21 protein-coding genes and 1 tRNA gene are annotated in these 16270 nt (G+C 44.1%); 15 read left to right on the top strand and 7 right to left on the bottom strand.

Annotation, left to right across the window (positions count from 1 at the left end; translation table 11 throughout):
- The first annotated feature begins 5 nt into the window (after window positions 1-5).
- The 5 genes from ctaD to AOC33_RS01445 are packed head-to-tail and all read left to right on the top strand — an operon-like array spanning window position 6 to window position 3427.
- Window positions 6-1595: a cytochrome c oxidase subunit I gene (gene ctaD / locus AOC33_RS01460; protein ID WP_089514832.1), complete on the top strand. Its 1590-nt coding sequence runs from the start codon at window positions 6-8 to the stop codon at window positions 1593-1595.
- A gap of 20 nt (window positions 1596-1615) precedes the next feature.
- Window positions 1616-1741 (top strand): cytochrome oxidase small assembly protein, encoded by a 126-nt coding sequence (locus AOC33_RS09140; RefSeq protein WP_219349890.1) that lies wholly within the window; start codon window positions 1616-1618, stop codon window positions 1739-1741.
- A gap of 2 nt (window positions 1742-1743) precedes the next feature.
- The gene (locus AOC33_RS01455; RefSeq protein ID WP_089514831.1) at window positions 1744-2337 is read left to right on the top strand and encodes a cytochrome c oxidase assembly protein; all 594 of its coding nucleotides are present in this window, start codon (window positions 1744-1746) and stop codon (window positions 2335-2337) included.
- Window position 2338: 1 nt separating this feature from the next.
- Entirely contained in the window at window positions 2339-2548 is a 210-nt protein-coding gene (locus tag AOC33_RS01450) for a DUF2970 domain-containing protein (RefSeq protein ID WP_089514830.1), read from the top strand.
- An 18-nt stretch (window positions 2549-2566) separates the two neighbouring features.
- Window positions 2567-3427, top strand: a complete 861-nt coding sequence (locus AOC33_RS01445) for a cytochrome c oxidase subunit 3 (protein WP_089514829.1) — start codon at window positions 2567-2569, stop codon at window positions 3425-3427.
- A 112-nt stretch (window positions 3428-3539) separates the two neighbouring features.
- On the opposite strand, the gene AOC33_RS01440 is transcribed toward AOC33_RS01445, so the two are convergent.
- Window positions 3540-3749 carry a twin transmembrane helix small protein gene (locus tag AOC33_RS01440; RefSeq protein ID WP_089514828.1) on the bottom strand — a complete coding sequence of 70 codons (210 nt, stop codon included), beginning with the start codon at window positions 3747-3749 and terminating at the stop codon, window positions 3540-3542.
- A gap of 24 nt (window positions 3750-3773) precedes the next feature.
- Between AOC33_RS01440 and AOC33_RS01435 the strand changes: the two genes are divergently transcribed.
- Genes AOC33_RS01435 through AOC33_RS01415 form a run of 5 tightly spaced genes read left to right on the top strand, consistent with a single transcriptional unit; the run spans window position 3774 to window position 7773 of the window.
- Window positions 3774-4526: an SURF1 family protein gene (locus AOC33_RS01435; RefSeq protein WP_089514827.1), complete on the top strand. Its 753-nt coding sequence runs from the start codon at window positions 3774-3776 to the stop codon at window positions 4524-4526.
- Window positions 4519-5181 carry a hypothetical protein gene (locus AOC33_RS01430; protein WP_089514826.1) on the top strand — a complete coding sequence of 221 codons (663 nt, stop codon included), beginning with the start codon at window positions 4519-4521 and terminating at the stop codon, window positions 5179-5181. The genes AOC33_RS01435 and AOC33_RS01430 overlap by 8 nt, the downstream gene beginning before the upstream one ends.
- On the top strand, window positions 5181-6290 hold the full coding sequence (locus AOC33_RS01425) for a COX15/CtaA family protein (RefSeq protein ID WP_089514825.1): 1110 nt from the start codon (window positions 5181-5183) through the stop codon (window positions 6288-6290). Before AOC33_RS01430 ends, AOC33_RS01425 begins: the two co-directional genes overlap by 1 nt.
- The gene (gene cyoE, locus AOC33_RS01420; protein WP_089514824.1) at window positions 6287-7168 is read left to right on the top strand and encodes a heme o synthase; all 882 of its coding nucleotides are present in this window, start codon (window positions 6287-6289) and stop codon (window positions 7166-7168) included. Before AOC33_RS01425 ends, cyoE begins: the two co-directional genes overlap by 4 nt.
- A complete protein-coding gene (locus AOC33_RS01415; protein WP_089514823.1) occupies window positions 7165-7773 on the top strand; it encodes an SCO family protein in 609 nt (202 codons plus the stop codon). Before cyoE ends, AOC33_RS01415 begins: the two co-directional genes overlap by 4 nt.
- A gap of 37 nt (window positions 7774-7810) precedes the next feature.
- On the opposite strand, the gene rpoH is transcribed toward AOC33_RS01415, so the two are convergent.
- Window positions 7811-8671, bottom strand: coding sequence for an RNA polymerase sigma factor RpoH (gene rpoH / locus AOC33_RS01410; protein ID WP_089514822.1), 861 nt, complete (start codon window positions 8669-8671; stop codon window positions 7811-7813).
- Between the two features lie 71 nt (window positions 8672-8742).
- On the bottom strand, window positions 8743-9636 hold the full coding sequence (gene ftsY, locus AOC33_RS01405; protein ID WP_089514821.1) for a signal recognition particle-docking protein FtsY: 894 nt from the start codon (window positions 9634-9636) through the stop codon (window positions 8743-8745).
- Window positions 9637-9657: 21 nt separating this feature from the next.
- Between ftsY and AOC33_RS01400 the strand changes: the two genes are divergently transcribed.
- The 5 genes from AOC33_RS01400 to AOC33_RS01380 are packed head-to-tail and all read left to right on the top strand — an operon-like array spanning window position 9658 to window position 13759.
- Entirely contained in the window at window positions 9658-11067 is a 1410-nt protein-coding gene (locus tag AOC33_RS01400; protein WP_089514820.1) for a M16 family metallopeptidase, read from the top strand.
- Between the two features lies 1 nt (window position 11068).
- Window positions 11069-12388, top strand: a complete 1320-nt coding sequence (locus AOC33_RS01395) for a M16 family metallopeptidase (protein WP_089514819.1) — start codon at window positions 11069-11071, stop codon at window positions 12386-12388.
- On the top strand, window positions 12385-12984 hold the full coding sequence (gene rsmD / locus AOC33_RS01390; protein ID WP_089514818.1) for a 16S rRNA (guanine(966)-N(2))-methyltransferase RsmD: 600 nt from the start codon (window positions 12385-12387) through the stop codon (window positions 12982-12984). The genes AOC33_RS01395 and rsmD overlap by 4 nt, the downstream gene beginning before the upstream one ends.
- 24 nt (window positions 12985-13008) lie before the next feature.
- A complete protein-coding gene (gene coaD / locus AOC33_RS01385; protein WP_089514817.1) occupies window positions 13009-13482 on the top strand; it encodes a pantetheine-phosphate adenylyltransferase in 474 nt (157 codons plus the stop codon).
- 22 nt (window positions 13483-13504) lie between these two features.
- Window positions 13505-13759 carry a YfhL family 4Fe-4S dicluster ferredoxin gene (locus tag AOC33_RS01380; RefSeq protein ID WP_089514816.1) on the top strand — a complete coding sequence of 85 codons (255 nt, stop codon included), beginning with the start codon at window positions 13505-13507 and terminating at the stop codon, window positions 13757-13759.
- On the opposite strand, the gene pth is transcribed toward AOC33_RS01380, so the two are convergent.
- The 4 genes from pth to AOC33_RS01360 form a co-directional block, all read right to left on the bottom strand.
- Window positions 13760-14350 carry an aminoacyl-tRNA hydrolase gene (pth, locus tag AOC33_RS01375; protein WP_089514815.1) on the bottom strand — a complete coding sequence of 197 codons (591 nt, stop codon included), beginning with the start codon at window positions 14348-14350 and terminating at the stop codon, window positions 13760-13762. It abuts the gene before it with no gap.
- A gap of 72 nt (window positions 14351-14422) precedes the next feature.
- A complete protein-coding gene (locus AOC33_RS01370) occupies window positions 14423-15070 on the bottom strand; it encodes a 50S ribosomal protein L25/general stress protein Ctc (RefSeq protein ID WP_089514814.1) in 648 nt (215 codons plus the stop codon).
- Window positions 15071-15170: 100 nt separating this feature from the next.
- Complete coding sequence (locus AOC33_RS01365) at window positions 15171-16127, bottom strand: ribose-phosphate pyrophosphokinase (protein WP_089515550.1); 957 nt, start codon at window positions 16125-16127, stop codon at window positions 15171-15173.
- A 59-nt stretch (window positions 16128-16186) separates the two neighbouring features.
- Window positions 16187-16263, bottom strand: a tRNA-Gln gene (locus AOC33_RS01360).
- Window positions 16264-16270: the final 7 nt, after the last annotated feature.

Genomic DNA, 16270 nt, shown 5'->3' with positions numbered 1-16270 from the left:
TAACTATGAGCACAGTAAGTCACGCACACGATCACCATGACGACCACGCACATGATCATCCGCATGGTTGGAGACGTTGGTTATATGCCACCAACCACAAAGATATCGGTACGCTGTATCTGATTTTTTCATTTTTCAGTTTGATTGCTGGCGGCATCATGGCTATGGGCATTCGCCTAGAACTATTCCAGCCTGGTTTGCAGTTCATTCGTCCTGAGCTATTTAACCAGCTCACAACGATGCACGGTCTGGTGATGGTTTTTGGCGCGATCATGCCGGCCTTCGTTGGCTTTGCAAACTTGATGATTCCTTTGCAAGTGGGTGCCTCAGATATGGCATTTGCTCGCATGAATAACTTCAGTTTCTGGATCATGCCAGTTGCAGCTTTGTTGCTATTAACTTCATTCCTAGTTCCTGGTGGCGCAACTGCTGCTGGCTGGACTCTGTATGCACCCCTATCAGTGCAAATGGGCCCAGGTATGGACATGGCCATTTTTGCTATTCACTTGATGGGTGCTTCATCCATCATGGGTTCAATTAACATCATCGTGACCATTTTGAACATGCGCGCTCCTGGCATGACTTTGATGAAGATGCCAATGTTCTGTTGGACATGGTTGATCACTGCTTACCTATTGATCGCTGTTATGCCAGTTTTGGCTGGTGCGATCACCATGGTTCTTACAGACCGTCACTTTGGTACTAGCTTCTTCTCAGCAGCTGGTGGTGGTGACCCTGTGATGTATCAACACATTTTCTGGTTCTTCGGTCATCCAGAGGTTTACATCATGATCTTGCCTGCGTTCGGCATTGTGAGTGAAGTCATTCCTACATTTGCACGTAAGAGATTGTTTGGTTACAGCTCAATGGTTTATGCGACAGCATCAATTGCGATTTTGTCATTCATCGTTTGGGCGCACCACATGTTTGCAACAGGTATGCCTGTAACAGGTCAGCTGTTCTTCATGTACGCAACAATGTTGATTGCTGTTCCAACAGGCGTGAAGATCTTTAACTGGATTGCAACAATGTGGAAGGGTTCAATGACATTTGAAACTCCAATGTTGTGGTCAATTGGCTTTATCTTTGTATTCACCATGGGTGGTTTTACAGGCTTGATTTTGGCCATTGCCCCGATTGATATCATTTTGCAAGACACCTACTACGTTGTGGCTCACTTCCACTATGTTCTAGTAGCTGGCTCTTTATTTGCTTTATTTGCAGGTTTCTATTACTGGGCGCCAAAGTGGACAGGCCACATGGTCAATGAGTTCCGCGGAAAAATTCACTTCTGGGGCTCAATGATTTTCTTTAACATCACATTCTTCCCAATGCACTTCTTGGGTCTTGCTGGTATGCCACGTCGTTACGCAGACTACCCAGTTCAGTTCGCCGACTTCAATGCAATTGCATCAGTTGGTTCACTTGGCTTTGGTTTGATGCAGATTTATTTCTTATTGTTCGTGGTGTTGCCAACATACCGTGGTGGTCAAAAAGCAGCTGACAAGCCATGGGATGGTGCTAACGGTTTAGAGTGGACAATTCCTTCTCCAGCGCCGTTCCACACATTTGAAACTCCACCAACAGTTAAGTAATAACTATTTGCGGAATTTAAATGACAACATCAGATCAAAAAACACAAAACTCAAGAGCGAGTAATCGTCGCTTGGGTCTTGTGTTGTTAACGGTTGCAATTGCCTTCTTTGTAGGAATTGTTGCCAAGAAAATCATGTTTGGCTAATCATGGCATTTAACCTCACCCAATACAACCGTCAAATGCTGGTCAAGCTCGCTGTGATCAGTGTGGCCATGTTTGGTTTTGGGTATGCATTGATTCCAATGTACAGGGTTCTATGTGAAGTGACTGGCATTAACGTTGTCACCAGCAAAAATAACTACGGTACGCGTGCGGTTCATGCGACCAGCAAAAATACCCAAGTGGATGAATCAAGATTGATCACGGTTGAGTTTGATTCAAATACTCAAGGACCGTTCAGATTCCGCTCAGTAAAAAACTCAATGCAAGTGCACCCTGGAGAAATGATTCAGGTGGTTTACGAGGTTGTGAATACTCAAAATAGAAATGTTTCAGCTCAGGCTATTCCGAGTTATGCCCCGATGCAGGCGACGGAACATTTCACCAAGTTGGAGTGCTTTTGTTTTAACGAACAAACGTTGAAGCCCAATGAGTCAAGAGAAATGCCCGTGGTGTTTATCATTGATCCGGCTTTGCCAAAAGGTATAAAAAATATTACTTTGTCGTACACATTCTTTGAGGTTGGTGCTGGTCAGAAAGTGATCACTGGTGAGCACAACAGTAAGCCTTCAAAGATTTAAGATGGAAAATCAAAAAAGAAGTTCCATCGTGATGTTTTTAATCTCCATGAGAGCAGTTTTGTGGGGGTTTTTGGGAGTAAGAAAGAGGTCTGGTCAGGATGCTGATATGGCATCTGTGACTTTTGTTCACATTGTGCTTGCTGGTATTTTGAGCGCAATTATTTTTATGACAATATTGTTGTTCATTGTCAAAGCAGTTGTATCGAATTGATTTTTTAGGAGAGAGAGAATGTCTTCCAGTGTTACTAAAGCCCCGTATTACTTTGTGCCGGCTCCAACACGCCATCCAATTGTTACAAGCATAGGTTTGCTTGGCTTTGGTTCAGGTGCAGCGATGTGGGTTAATGGCAGCACACTTGGTATGTTCCTTTGCTTGGCTGGTGTTATTTGGACCATTGCATCTTTGTATGTGTGGTTCGGTGAAGCCATTGGTGAAGCTGAGAGCGGCATGAATAGTGTGAACGTGGACGTGTCTTATAGATGGTCTATGGCTTGGTTCATCTTCTCAGAAATCATGTTCTTCGGCGCTTTCTTCTCAGCTCTTTTCTACGCAAGAAGTATCGCAATGCCTTGGTTAGGTGATATTGATAACAAACTATTGTGGCCAGATTTTGCAGCCACTTGGCCAAATGCTGGTCCAGCTGGTTTGGTTGAGAGCTTTAAGACCATGGGTCCATGGCCAATTCCAACCATCAACACTATTTTGTTGTTGTCTTCTGGTGTAACCGTTACTTGGGCTCACCACGCGATGCGTGAAGGTCACCGCAAGCAAGTGATCCAAGGTTTGGCAGCGACTGTTGCCCTTGGCGCGATTTTCATGTGCTTCCAGGTTTATGAGTACATCCACGCATACAGCGATTTGAACTTGAAGTTGAGCTCAGGTATCTATGGCTCAACATTCTTCATGTTGACTGGTTTCCACGGCTTCCACGTCACAATGGGTGCCATCATGTTGGCAGTTGTTTTGGTTCGTGTCGCGAAGGGTCATTTCACACCAGAGAACCACTTTGCATTTGAAGGTGCTGCGTGGTACTGGCACTTTGTGGACGTGGTATGGCTCGGTCTTTATGTTGTGATTTATTGGATGTAAAAAACCAATCAGTCTGCAAAGATTGAAAGATTAAAAAACGCCGCAAATGCGGCGTTTTTTAATACAGTGGTGAATATTGGTTCAGTCGTTTTAGTTCAGTGTGCTTGTTTTATTAAGCTGAAACACGGATGCCAGTACTTTGGATGTAGCCCAAGGTGTGAGCAATCCAAATACCAGCAAACAGCACAATAGATAAACCAATGCGTAGCATCAGGGAGTAAACAGTTTTTGAGCTTTTGCCTTTATCGCGCATCATAAAAAACAAAGCAGAGCCTAGGCTGCCCAAAATTAACAAGAAAGCTATAGGGATAATCCAATTCATAGGGGTACATCGTATCATTGCTTTATGTTGAGAAGATTAGTTTTATCGCGTCCGATTGCAACAGCTGCAACCATGATTGTTTGCTCGCTAGGATTGTCTTTGGGTTTTTGGCAGTTGGATCGAATGCAGCAAAAGTTAACGCTTGCAGCTGATATTGCTAAAAAAGAAGAATCACGTCCCTTATTGGCCAATGATAAAGATTGGCAATTGAGTGAAGTGAAACATCACAGGATGATCGCTAGAGGTGTCTATTTGGCAGATCAATCTGTGTGGTTGGAAAACAGACCGCATCCTCAGGGAAGAGATCCTAAGACAGGTATTTCCACGGGTTTTTTGGTGATGACACCTTTGAAGCTAGATGGCAGTCAAAAGATCGTGTGGGTTAACCGCGGCTGGGCTCCACGCGACGGCATGAATCGAGAGGTATTACCAAAAATCAGTACCCCATCAGGAGCTGTTCAGATAGAGGGTTTAGCGTTTGAGTATCCTTCACGCGTCATGAGCATGGGTACTCAAGGTTCTTCAGCAGAAAGTCAAAAAATTCAGCAAAATCTTGATATACAAAAACAATCTAAGTATTTGGGTTTTGATTATTTGCCATTTGTTTTAAGAGAAGTGGCAGAGGCCAATAATGATGGTTTACAAAGAGATTGGCCCTCGATGACGACAGGCGTTGAAAAGCATCAAGGGTATGCTTTTCAGTGGTTTGCACTAACAGTTTTTGCACTTTTATTTTGGTTGATCACAGGTATCTTAAGGAAAAAAATTGATGAATAAAGACAGTGATTTGAATCCACTGATTCCCGCTTCGGAAGGGCAGAGCATTGATGCGGCCACTAAGCGTGGACGTATTCAGATGATCTTGTTATTTTTAGTGTGCGCTGCTCCAGTCATCGTGTCTTACTTTACTTTTTATGTGATCAAGCCAACGGGGGGTAATACCAAAATCGGAGAACTTGTTTATCCAGTCCAAAGTGCGCCTATTGATTCAATCGAGGCGCCACTTCAAGGTAAGTGGACCATGTTGATTGCACGTCCAAGCGTCGAGTGCAAGGTTGGCAATGATCAGTGCGTCAACTTACTCTATTTGATGCGCCAGGTACGCATTGCCATGGGTCGAGAGAGCCAGAGGGTGCAGTTGGTCTGGTTGGTGACCGATCAAGGTGATATTGATCCTGAGATTGCTAAGGCCTATGACCAAGAGAAGGCGGGATTTACTTTTGTGAGGATGCCAAAGGATCCAGTTAAAAAAAATGAAGTGGAAAAATGGCTTGAGTTAGATGGCAAAAAAACAGCGATTCATTTATTGGATCCACGTGCGGACAGAATGATGCGGTTTGCGACTGACAAAGAAGTTCCTGACTTTAAAAAGACATCCAAGGATTTGGAAAAGTTGTTGAAGTGGAATGCCACGGGTAAGGCTACACAATAATGAGCTTGATCGCCTGGATACAATTGTTATTGATTGGTGCTGCTATTGGTGCAGTCTTGTTGCTGATCATGTGGTGGAAATTCAAGCAATTTAGTTTTCATCGCTTGGTTTTATTAACAGTATTTTTCACATTTGATTTGATTTTATTTGGTGCCTTCACACGTTTAACTGACTCAGGATTGGGTTGCCCAGATTGGCCTGGTTGTTATGGTGTGTCAAATCCAATCGCTGCGTTGACGCAAATACGTGAGGCTGAAAGCTTGATGCCCACAGGGCCAGTCACCTTGAGTAAAGCTTGGATAGAAATGTTGCATCGTTACTTTGCCATGGGCGTTGGGTTTTTAATCATCATCTTGGTTGTCTGGTCTTGGATGAAAAAGCAGGCCATTGGAGCAAAGATCAGCAGAACATCCATCGGTATTTTGATCTTGGTGTGTGTTCAAGGTGCATTTGGTGCATGGACTGTGACACTCAAGTTACAGCCAGTGATTGTGACGATTCATTTGATGCTGGGCTTAACTTTGTTGGCCGCACTGACTTATTTATCAAGTCTGAGTTCTCGTTTGCACGCGGATGCAAATTTGAGACCAGTTAAAACTGATGTGCCATTTAAGAAAATTGCCTGGTTTGTTTTAGCCGTTTTGATTTTGCAAATATTCTTGGGTGGCTGGGTGAGTACCAACTATGCAGTTTTGGCTTGTGATGATTTTCCACTGTGTCACGGCGCATGGTATCCGGAGATGAATTTCTCAGAAGGATTTACTTTGTGGCGTGAGCTTGGCAAAGCTGCCGATGGAGACCATTTAAACATTGAAGCCTTGAGAGCAATTCATTGGGCTCATCGGGTCGGCGCAATTTTTGCAGTATTGGCAGTTTTTTACTTGGCTTTTAAATTGTGGATTATTTCAAAAGCCAATCAGACATCTACAATGAAGTTTTGGGCAACCTCATTATTTGGCTTAGGTCTCTTGCAAGTAATCACTGGTATGAGCAATATTATTTTGGATTGGCCATTACTGGCAGCTGTATTGCACACCGGAGGTGCTGCTGCGATGGTGTTTGTGATGATCAGAGTTGTTAACATTGATCATGAAAGGCTTTCTTCATGACTCAAGCTAATTTAGCGCCAATGAAAAAATGGCAACAGTACTGGGCTTTGACCAAACCCAGGGTCACGCAGCTGGCTGTTTTTTGCGCCATCATCGGGATGTTTTTAGCAACGCCTGGAATGGTTCCCTGGTCTGTATTGATTGGCGGCTCTATTGGTATTTGGTTATTAGCTGGAGCGGCCTTTGCGGTGAACTGTTTGGTTGAGCAAAAGCTTGATGCCAAGATGAGAAGAACTGCCTGGCGACCTTCAGCCACTGGTGAACTGGGTCAAAAACAAATCATTGTGTTTGCATTGGTGATAGGTTTGGCTGGCATGGTGTTGCTGTGGAATTTTGCAAATCCATTGACCATGTGGGCAACGTTGATCACTTTTGTTGGCTATGCAATCATTTATACCTTGTTACTCAAGCCAGCAACGCCACAGAATATCGTGATTGGTGGATTGTCTGGAGCCATGCCGCCAGCTTTAGGGTGGGCAGCTGTGGCCAATGATTTACCTGCTGAAGCTTGGTTATTGGTATTGATCATCTTTACTTGGACGCCACCGCATTTCTGGGCTTTGGCCTTGTACCGTCGTGAAGACTACAGGCAATCTGGCTTGCCAATGTTGCCAATCACGCATGGTGAAAGATTCACCTTGTTGCACATCTTGCTCTACACCTTGGTTTTGATTGCAGCCACGATCCTGCCATTTATTTATAAGATGAGCGGCTTGTTTTATTTGGCATCGGCTTTGGTGCTGGGGGGCATGTTCTTGGCATATGCGATTGCGCTCTTTAGAAATTACTCGGATGATCTTGCTAAAAGAACGTTCAGATTTTCGATCATTTATCTTTCATTGTTATTCGCCGCTCTTTTAATAGACCACTACCTATGACATTTCAAATACTTAATCAGCGTTTATTTGCTCGCACCTTGCTTGCTCTTTTGACTGTCTTTGGTGTCATGGCCTGCTCTAATCAAAACATCAAATTTAATAATGTTGATATCACTGGCAGTAAGGCATTTGGCAAAGATTTTTCTTTGACCGACCATAACGGCAAGCGAAGAGAGCTATCAGAGTTCAAAGGGCAGTTGGTGGTGATGTTCTATGGTTACACACAGTGCCCAGATGTTTGCCCAACCACCATGACCGAAATGCAAGGTGTGATGGAGTTACTAGGTAAGGATGCTAGTCGTGTGCAGGTGATGTTTGTCACGGTTGATCCTGAGCGCGATACGCAAGAGTTGTTGTCTCAGTATGTTCCGGCTTTTGATAAACGCTTTTTGGGCTTAAGACCCCAATCAGCTGAAGAGTTAGAAAAAATCACCAAAGACTTCAAAGTTTTTTATAGCAAAGTGCCGGGCAAGAGCCCTACAAGCTACACCATTGATCATACAGCAGGCAGTTACGTTTTTGATACAAAGGGTCAGCTAAGATTATTTTTAAAGCATCAGCAGGGCCCTCAGCCTATAGCGGAAGATTTGAAGAAGTTACTTTGAATTATTTTTGTGTGAAGCGGTTGAGTTAAAAAATGATTTAGGCAGTTAATGCTAGCTTCATTTTTTTTAACGCGGCCGCTTCAATTTGGCGCACGCGTTCTGCAGAAATATTGAACTCTGCAGCAAGATCATGCAAGGTGCTGCCACCAGTTCCATCATCTGTCACATCTAACCAGCGAGACGCAACAATTTTACGGCTGCGCTCATCAAGGCTTGCCAAGGCTTTTTCAATGCCTGGACCTTGTAATTGGCGAGTCTCCTCGCGAGCCAATACTTCAGAGGGCTCATAGCGATTGTCTGATAGCCAGTTGATCGGAGCATAAGATTCGTCATCTGATGAATCTGCCTCAAGGGCCACATCACCCCCGCTCAATCTTTTCTCCATCTCTCGCACATCTTCCTGACGAACATCCAGTGCTTTGGCAAGATGATCAATTTCAGATGAAGATAAAGCATTCAAAGTCGGTTTGTTGCTGCGCAAGTTGAAAAACAATTTGCGGTGAGCTTTGGTTGTGGCAATTTTTACCATTCTCCAATTGCGAAGAATGTATTCGTGAATTTCTGCTTTGATCCAATGAATTGAATAAGTCACCAAACGAGTGCCTTGTTCAGGGTCGTAGCGCTTCACTGCTTTCATAAGACCAATATTGCCCTCTTGTATCAAGTCTGCGTGAGGGATGCCATAGCCAAGGTATTGGCGAGCAATAGACACCACCAAACGAAGATGTGACATCACCAAGGTTTTAGCTGCGTCTAGGTTTTCATGATCTCTGAATTCGCGGGCAAGGCGAATCTCGTCTGATGCGCTGAGCATTGGCAGACGGTTAACGCTTGAGATGTAGGCATCAACACTGCCCACATTCAATTGCATTGGAATCATGGCATTCATATTTGTCATACCTCTATGTTAGCACTCCTGATGTTAGAGTGCTAATTTATGTATAACCATATGATTTATATAGGAATAAATTATTTTGGAATCAAGGATTTAGCAAATTCTGAGGCATTGAATGGCTTCAAATCAGACAGCTGTTCGCCAAGACCAATTGCAAGAACACTGGGGGGGTTATCTGATAGTTCTGAGGCAATCGCACACAAAATACCGCCTTTGGCTGTTCCATCAAGCTTGGTGACGATGATGCCAGTTAGATTGAGGGCTTCATGGAAGGCCTTGACCTGAGCCATGCCATTTTGACCAGTATTGCCATCAATCACCAAAATAGTCTCGTGAGGGGCCGATTCTTGTGCCTTGCCGATGACTCGTTTGACTTTCTTGAGCTCATCCATGAGGTGGGCTTGGGTCGATAGCCTGCCAGCAGTATCAATGATGACAATGTCTTGCTGACGTGATTGACCGGCTTTGACAGCGTCATGGGCTACTGCAGCTGAATCACCACTTTCTTGAGCGATGACGGCCACTTGGTTGCGTTCCCCCCAAGCAATGAGTTGTTCTCTGGCCGCTGCTCTGAAAGTGTCGCCTGCCCCCAATAAAACCTTGCGACCAGATTGTTGAAAGTGATGACAAATTTTGCCAATGCTGGTTGTTTTGCCTGCACCATTAACCCCCACGATCAGCCAGACGGTCGGCTGCCCTGGGGTGCTGGGTAAAAAATCCAGTGGATTTTGGGGTCTTTCAAGTTTGCTCAAGAGATTTTCTACCAATGTGGCTAGAATCATCTTGAGATCTTCAGCAGACTCAGCTTTTTGATTTTTTGCTTCACGACGAAGTTGACTGATCAAGGTTTGAGTGGCGCTCATGCCAACATCCCCCAAAAGAAGTGCTTCTTCTAGGGATTCGTACCATTGTTCATCAACTTTTTGAAGGTTAAATAGGTTTGATAAGGTTTTACGTAATCCGAACATGACCGATACAATTGATTAATTATGAGCATATTAACAACCCTGGCAGGCCGAGCGTTAACTTTTTGTGGCGCCGCAATTATTTCTTTCGGTGGGTATGTACAAAGTGCCCCTCAAAAAACTCTCAACACGCACGAATTTCAGTTATCAAATGGAATGAAAGTGATTGTGCGCGAGGATCATCGTGCGCCAACCGTGGCGCACATGGTTTGGTATCGCGCGGGCTCTATGGATGAAGTCAATGGAAAAACAGGCGTTGCTCATGTCCTAGAGCACATGATGTTCAAGGGCACAAAAAACTTAAAGCCAGGTGAGTTTTCTAAAAAAGTAGCTGCGGTTGGCGGTCGAGATAACGCATTCACCAGCAAAGACTACACCGCTTATTTTCAGCAAATTGAAAAAAGTCATTTACCAGCCATGATGGCATTAGAGGCTGATCGCATGCAGAACCTGCGAATCGATAAAGAAGAATTTGCAAAAGAAATCCAAGTGGTGATGGAAGAGCGTCGTTTAAGAACGGATGATCAATCCCAAGCCATCGTTTATGAACAATTGATGGCTGCTGCATTTACCAATAGCCCATACCGTCACCCAATCATTGGTTGGATGGATGATTTAAAGAGCATGACTTACCAAGATGCTCTTGAGTGGTATCAGGACTGGTATGCCCCAAACAATGCTGTATTGGTAGTAAGTGGCGACGTGATGCCAGATGAAGTGAAAGCTTTGGCAGAAAAATACTACGGAGTAGTTCCTGCAAAAAAAATCAAAGAGAGAAAATCTCAGATTGAAGTTCCTCAAATTGGAACAAGAAGAATTGTGGTGAAGGCCCCCGCAGAAAATCCAGCAATTACTTTTGCTTGGAAAGCTCCAAAAATTGAGCCGAGTGATTTGAACGCGATTGATCCTTATGCTCTGAGTGTTTTATCTGCTATTTTGGATGGCCATGCAAACTCAAGATTAAATCGACAAATGGTGATAGATCAACGTTTGGCTGATAGCGTTGATGCTTCTTACGGAATGTCAGGTAGAGGCCCGCAGCTATTTTCAATTTCAGCAAGTCCTGCTAAAGGTAAAAGCCTTGCTCTCATTGAAGAAAATATCAGAAAGATATTGGCAGACATCAAGGCCAAGGGTGTGAGCAATGCTGAGTTGGATCGGGTTAAATCACAGTTGGTTTCATCTCAGATCTACAAACGTGATTCAATTTTTGCGCAGGCCATGGAAATTGCGATTGCGGAAATGAACGGTATTTCATGGAAGTACTTGGATGATATGTTGCTCAATGTCCAAAAAGTTAAATCAGAAGACATTCAGAGAGTGGTTGAGAAATACCTCGTTGATGATTCATTAACGGTCGCAACTTTAGACCCTCAAGCCATTCAAAAGAAACCTGCTGGTGCGCAAGCCATGCCTTCAGGAATGAGGCACTAAGATGAAACATTTATTAGCAATCATTATTTTTGGTTTCAGTGCTGCAGTTGTTCAGGCGAGCGCAAAGATCAATCATTGGGTCCATGGTAGCGGCGCCTTGGTTTATTTGGTAGAAGCCAGAACCATCCCCATGATCGATTTACAAATTGATTGGTCTGCTGGTTCGGTGAGTGATCCAAAGCATCAGTTGGGTCTAGCAGCTATGACAGCTGGCATGATTGATAAGGGATCAATGGTCAATGGTCGCCTGATTTCTGAAGCAGAGGTTTCAGATCGTTTGGCTGATCTTGGTGCAGGTTTGACTTTCAGCGCCAGTGCTGAGCGAGCCAGTATGCGTTTGCGCACCTTGAGTGATGAAAAGAAAAAGGGGGCTGCGATTGATTTGGCAAGCTCTGTGCTGAAGGCCCCTGTGTTCGACTCTAAAATTCTCAAAAGAGAGCAAGAGCGCACCGTCTCAGCAATCAAAGAAGCTGACTTGAAACCTGAGACAAAGTTATCAAAAGAATTTGATCGTCAAATGTATGGCCAGCATCCTTTTGCTGATTCGCCAACGATTAAAACAATTCAAGCAATCAAATCTGAGGATCTAAAGCGTTTTTATGCCTCACGGTATGCCGCAAAAGGAAGCAAGATCACTGTTGTCGGTGATATTGGGCGTGCTGAGTTAGATCAGTTGCTTGATCGATTGATGGCATCCATACCCAAAGAGATGAAAGAGCAGCAGCATGTTCCTGATGTTGTGAAGTTTGATAAAAGTAAGCAATCAAATTTAGTCATCAAGATTCCTCATGAGGCTCAGCAAGCGCATATCTCAATGGGAATGCCTGCAATCGCAAGGAAAGATCCAGACTACTTCCCTATGTTGGTAGGTAATTACATTTTGGGTGGCGGCGGTTTTGTTTCACGTCTTGTCAAAGAGGTTCGTGAAAAAAGAGGTTTGGCATACAGTGTCTATAGCTATGTGGCACCTGGAAGACAGATTGGTCCCTATGCAGCAGGCATGCAAACTCAAAAAGCCCAAGCTGACTTAGCGGTTGAAGTGATGAAAAAAACCATTGGTGATTTTATTGCCAATGGACCCACTGATGAAGAGCTTCAAGCTGCTAAAAGTAATCTTGTGAATGGATTTCCTTTGAGGATTGATAGCAATCGAAAAATATTGGATAACGTATCAAGTATTGCTTGGAATGATTTGCCTTTGGATACTCTGGATCAATGGACCAATGAGCTGCGCAAAGTGACCAAAGAGCAGGTGGTGGCTGCATTTAAAAAGAATTTAGATGTCAATCAAATGGTGACTGTGGTGGTTGGAGCTCCATGACCACTGGCAAGGTCAGAATCATTGGCGGCGCATGGCGTGGTAGATCAATCAAGGTGATTGATTCGCCAGGTTTGAGGCCAACTGCCGATAGGACCAGAGAAACTTTGTTCAATTGTTTGGGTCAGCGTGTTGATGATTTGATTTGTTTTGATATGTTCGCAGGAACGGGTGCTTTGGGTTTTGAGGCTCTGTCTCGCGGTGCTCAAAAGGTCACCATGATTGATGCCTCGAAACAAGCGCACGATGCACTGAAAGAAAACTATCAGAATTTGGCCAAGGATGGGGCTTTGGGTTTTGCAGAATTCATCAAAGGGAACGCCATTGCAAGTGCTTCTAAGCAGGCTGAAAATTCGATTGATATTTGCTTTATTGACCCTCCATTTTCAGAGCCAGGCTTGTTTTTTGATGCGCTTAAGCAAGCGGTCAGGATCACCAAGAAAAATGATGGATGTGCTATCTATATGGAGCATCCCAAAACAATCAACCCTGAAGAATTGTTGAAAGAAATTGCAGAATATGGGGATTTTTGGGAAATTCGTCGTACCATACGTTCCGGGGTCGCAATTGGTACTTTGATGGCCCCTAAAATAATATAAGTTGCTTAAGGTTGGGAGAGCACCATGACAGTCGCTGTATATCCAGGAACATTTGATCCCTTTACTAGGGGGCACGAAGATTTGGTTCGTCGCGCATCATCAATTTTTGATGAAGTGGTGGTGGGTGTTGCTGATAGTAAGAATAAAAAACCAATTTTTTCCCTTGAGGAAAGAATTGATATTTCTCGTGAAGTTTTAGGCCACTACACCAATGTTCGCGTTGAAGGCTTCAGTGGTTTGTTGAAAGATTTTGTGAGAAAGAATAATGCTCGTGTGATTGTTCGTGGTTTGAGAGCGGTTTCAGATTTTGAATATGAGTTTCAAATGGCAGGCATGAATCGTTATTTGTTGCCTGATGTTGAGACCTTGTTCTTGACGCCTTCAGATCAGTATCAATTTATTTCTGGAACGTTTGTGCGAGAAATTGCTCTTCTGGGTGGCGATGTGAGTAAGTTTGTATTTCCTTCAGTGGAAAAATGGTTGGCCAAGAAGATTTAATGACATTATTTAGGGTATATCAATGGCGCTGATGATTACGGACGAATGCATCAATTGTGATGTGTGTGAGCCTGAGTGCCCGAATGATGCGATCACCATGGGTTTAGAAATCTATGAGATTGATCACAATAAATGCACTGAGTGCGTTGGTCACTATGATGTGCCTCAGTGTCGCCAAGTATGTCCAGTAGATTGCATCCCGCTTCATCCTGAGCATGTGGAGAGCAAAGATCAGTTGATGCAGAAATATAAAAATCTGACTGGTAAATCCAGCTAGTTAAGTGTTGCTGTGCAGCTCCATGGTGGCTGTGCTCATGTCGTTCTTTGAAATCAGCGGCATGACTTTTAGAAAACAAGACATTGCTCGGTCAATATCAATTTGTTCCTCAAGTCTTGGTTTTTTCAGAACATAGTCGGCCACATCTAAATTTCTTTTTCCTTCTTCAGAGTCTCTCGGGTGACCAATGCCAAGCCTCAGGCGCCAGTAGTCATTGGTATTGAGGTGTGCACTGATGTCTTTTAAACCATTGTGTCCACCCAAGCCGCCAGCCCACTTCAGGCGCGCAACGCCAGGCTTTAAGTCCAGTTCATCGTGGACGATCAACATGGCGTCTGGATTGATTTTGTGGAAGCGAGATAAAGCAGCAACGGCTTGACCGCTTCTGTTCATGAATGTTGAGGGCTTTAACAGGTAGGCGTCTTCAGAGCCTAATTTAATTTTAGCGATTTGACCAAAAAATTTAGGATCATCCTGCCAGTTGCCTTGGTATAGACGCGCGATTTCATCCAGCAGCAAAAAGCCAGCATTGTGCCGATCTTTTTCGTGTTTGGTGCCAGGGTTACCAAGGCCAACAATTAATTTGAACATACCGCTACTTTAGTCTATTTTTGGGGCGAAAAAAAACCCGCGCAATGCGGGTTTTTCATCAGGTTGAAAAGATTACTTCTTTTCTTCCTTTGGTTCTTTAGCAGTTGTTGCAACAGGTGCTGCTGGAGCAACTGGAGCTTCGGTTGTTTCTGCCTTAACAGTTGGAATACGAGCATTCGCAACCACTGGGTTTTCAACTTCTAAGTGAGGCACTAGTGAAAGACCTTTTGGTAATGCAATGTCTTTAACGTGAACTGAGTGACCAACTTCGATCTTGCTTAAATCAACTTGAATAAATTCTGGTAAATCTGCAGGTAAGCAAATTACTTCGATTTCAGTTGCGATGTGGCTGATCAAAGCGCCACCTAATTTAACAGCAGGTGCAATCTCAGCATTCACAAAGTGCAAAGGCACTTTCACGTGAATCTTCTTGTTGATATCTACACGTTGGAAGTCAATGTGTAAAACCAATGGCTTGAAAGGGTGCATTTGATAGTTACGCAAAAGAGCTTTTTGAGTCTTTCCTGCAACTTCAATGTCTAAAATTGATGAGTGAAATGCTTCTTTACGCAAAGCGTGAAAAAGTGCATTGTGATCTAGCTCTACAGCTTGAGGGGCTTCAGTACCACCATAAATAATGCCGGGTGTTTTTCCAGCATTGCGCAGGCGGCGGCTCGCACCCGTTCCCTGTACGCTACGTTCGTAAGCGACAACTTTCATATGAACTCCAAATAATTAAAAAATAAAGGCTTTTCTGTTCGCGACCAAACAGGAAAGCCCTCTATTCTATCGTAAAAAGCTTGATTCTTAGGGGAATATATTAAGAATCAGCAAATAGTGACATCACAGAATCACCGGTGCTGATGCGAGAGAGTGTCTCGGCCAGCAATGGTGCTGTAGATAAAACTCTGATTTTATTGAGTTTTTTAGCTTCGTCATTGAGTGGGATGGTGTCAGTGACCACCACCTCATCCAAAGCAGATTCAGCGATACGGCCAACGGCACCGCCCGATAGAACTGGGTGGGTACAGTAAGCCACCACACTCTTGGCACCACGCTCTTTAAGAACTTGAGCTGCCTTACAAAGCGTGCCGCCTGTATCGATCATGTCGTCCATGATCACACAGTGACGGCCTTCAACTTCACCGATCACGTGCATCACTTCTGAAACGTTGGCTTTTGGACGGCGTTTATCGATGATCGCCAAATCACATCCCAACTGTTTGGCCAGAGCTCGTGCTCTAACAACACCACCAACGTCCGGAGACACCACCAATAAATCTGGGCTCTTTTTGGTTTGCAGATCGGTCAAAAGAATCGGTGAGGCGTAAATATTATCAACTGGGATATCAAAAAATCCCTGAATTTGGTCAGCGTGCAAATCCATGGTCAAGACACGGTCAACGCCCGCTACTTGTTGCAGCATATTGGCCACTAAGCGAGCAGAAATCGCCACGCGGGCAGATCTTGGTCTTCTGTCTTGACGGGCATAGCCGAAGTAAGGAATCACTGCGGTAATCCTACCTGCAGATGCACGCTTCAATGCATCAACCATGATCATCAGTTCCATCAGGTTGTCATTGGCAGGGGCGCAGGTTGATTGAAGAACCACCACATGTTTACCACGAACGTTTTCTTGAATTTCTACTTGAATTTCACCGTCTGAAAAGCGACCAACTTCAGCTTTTCCAAGAGGAATATTTAAGTGATCAGTCACGGCCTTGGCCAAAGCAGGATTGGCATTGCCAGTGAAAACCATCATGGTTTCATGTTGCATAAGTTCTTTTGTCATATTTGGTGTTTTATGAATGAGTAGTTAGATTATGCGACAAGTTTTGGCAGGGGAAGAAGGATTCGAACCTTCGCATGCCGGAATCAAAATCCGGTGCCTTAACCAACTTGGCGACTCCCCTCTCGCAT

Origin of the sequence: Polynucleobacter cosmopolitanus, from assembly GCF_002224225.1 — a bacterium.
Taxonomy (GTDB): Bacteria; Pseudomonadota; Gammaproteobacteria; order Burkholderiales; family Burkholderiaceae; genus Polynucleobacter; species Polynucleobacter cosmopolitanus.
The sequence above is the reverse complement of the archived record's forward strand: the minus strand, read 5'-3'. Positions and strand labels throughout refer to the sequence as shown.

Bases quoted from the DNA above. Each gene is read 5' to 3' on its own strand.
- ctaD (WP_089514832.1), top strand. From the start codon at position 6: ATGAGCACAGTAAGTCACGCACACGATCACCATGACGACCACGCACAT.
- AOC33_RS09140 (WP_219349890.1), top strand. From the start codon at position 1,616: ATGACAACATCAGATCAAAAAACACAAAACTCAAGAGCGAGTAATCGT.
- AOC33_RS01455 (WP_089514831.1), top strand. From the start codon at position 1,744: ATGGCATTTAACCTCACCCAATACAACCGTCAAATGCTGGTCAAGCTC.
- AOC33_RS01450 (WP_089514830.1), top strand. From the start codon at position 2,339: ATGGAAAATCAAAAAAGAAGTTCCATCGTGATGTTTTTAATCTCCATG.
- AOC33_RS01445 (WP_089514829.1), top strand. From the start codon at position 2,567: ATGTCTTCCAGTGTTACTAAAGCCCCGTATTACTTTGTGCCGGCTCCA.
- AOC33_RS01440 (WP_089514828.1), bottom strand. From the start codon at position 3,749: ATGAATTGGATTATCCCTATAGCTTTCTTGTTAATTTTGGGCAGCCTA.
- AOC33_RS01435 (WP_089514827.1), top strand. From the start codon at position 3,774: ATGTTGAGAAGATTAGTTTTATCGCGTCCGATTGCAACAGCTGCAACC.
- AOC33_RS01430 (WP_089514826.1), top strand. From the start codon at position 4,519: ATGAATAAAGACAGTGATTTGAATCCACTGATTCCCGCTTCGGAAGGG.
- AOC33_RS01425 (WP_089514825.1), top strand. From the start codon at position 5,181: ATGAGCTTGATCGCCTGGATACAATTGTTATTGATTGGTGCTGCTATT.
- cyoE (WP_089514824.1), top strand. From the start codon at position 6,287: ATGACTCAAGCTAATTTAGCGCCAATGAAAAAATGGCAACAGTACTGG.
- AOC33_RS01415 (WP_089514823.1), top strand. From the start codon at position 7,165: ATGACATTTCAAATACTTAATCAGCGTTTATTTGCTCGCACCTTGCTT.
- rpoH (WP_089514822.1), bottom strand. From the start codon at position 8,671: ATGACAAATATGAATGCCATGATTCCAATGCAATTGAATGTGGGCAGT.
- ftsY (WP_089514821.1), bottom strand. From the start codon at position 9,636: ATGTTCGGATTACGTAAAACCTTATCAAACCTATTTAACCTTCAAAAA.
- AOC33_RS01400 (WP_089514820.1), top strand. From the start codon at position 9,658: ATGAGCATATTAACAACCCTGGCAGGCCGAGCGTTAACTTTTTGTGGC.
- AOC33_RS01395 (WP_089514819.1), top strand. From the start codon at position 11,069: ATGAAACATTTATTAGCAATCATTATTTTTGGTTTCAGTGCTGCAGTT.
- rsmD (WP_089514818.1), top strand. From the start codon at position 12,385: ATGACCACTGGCAAGGTCAGAATCATTGGCGGCGCATGGCGTGGTAGA.
- coaD (WP_089514817.1), top strand. From the start codon at position 13,009: ATGACAGTCGCTGTATATCCAGGAACATTTGATCCCTTTACTAGGGGG.
- AOC33_RS01380 (WP_089514816.1), top strand. From the start codon at position 13,505: ATGGCGCTGATGATTACGGACGAATGCATCAATTGTGATGTGTGTGAG.
- pth (WP_089514815.1), bottom strand. From the start codon at position 14,350: ATGTTCAAATTAATTGTTGGCCTTGGTAACCCTGGCACCAAACACGAA.
- AOC33_RS01370 (WP_089514814.1), bottom strand. From the start codon at position 15,070: ATGAAAGTTGTCGCTTACGAACGTAGCGTACAGGGAACGGGTGCGAGC.
- AOC33_RS01365 (WP_089515550.1), bottom strand. From the start codon at position 16,127: ATGCAACATGAAACCATGATGGTTTTCACTGGCAATGCCAATCCTGCT.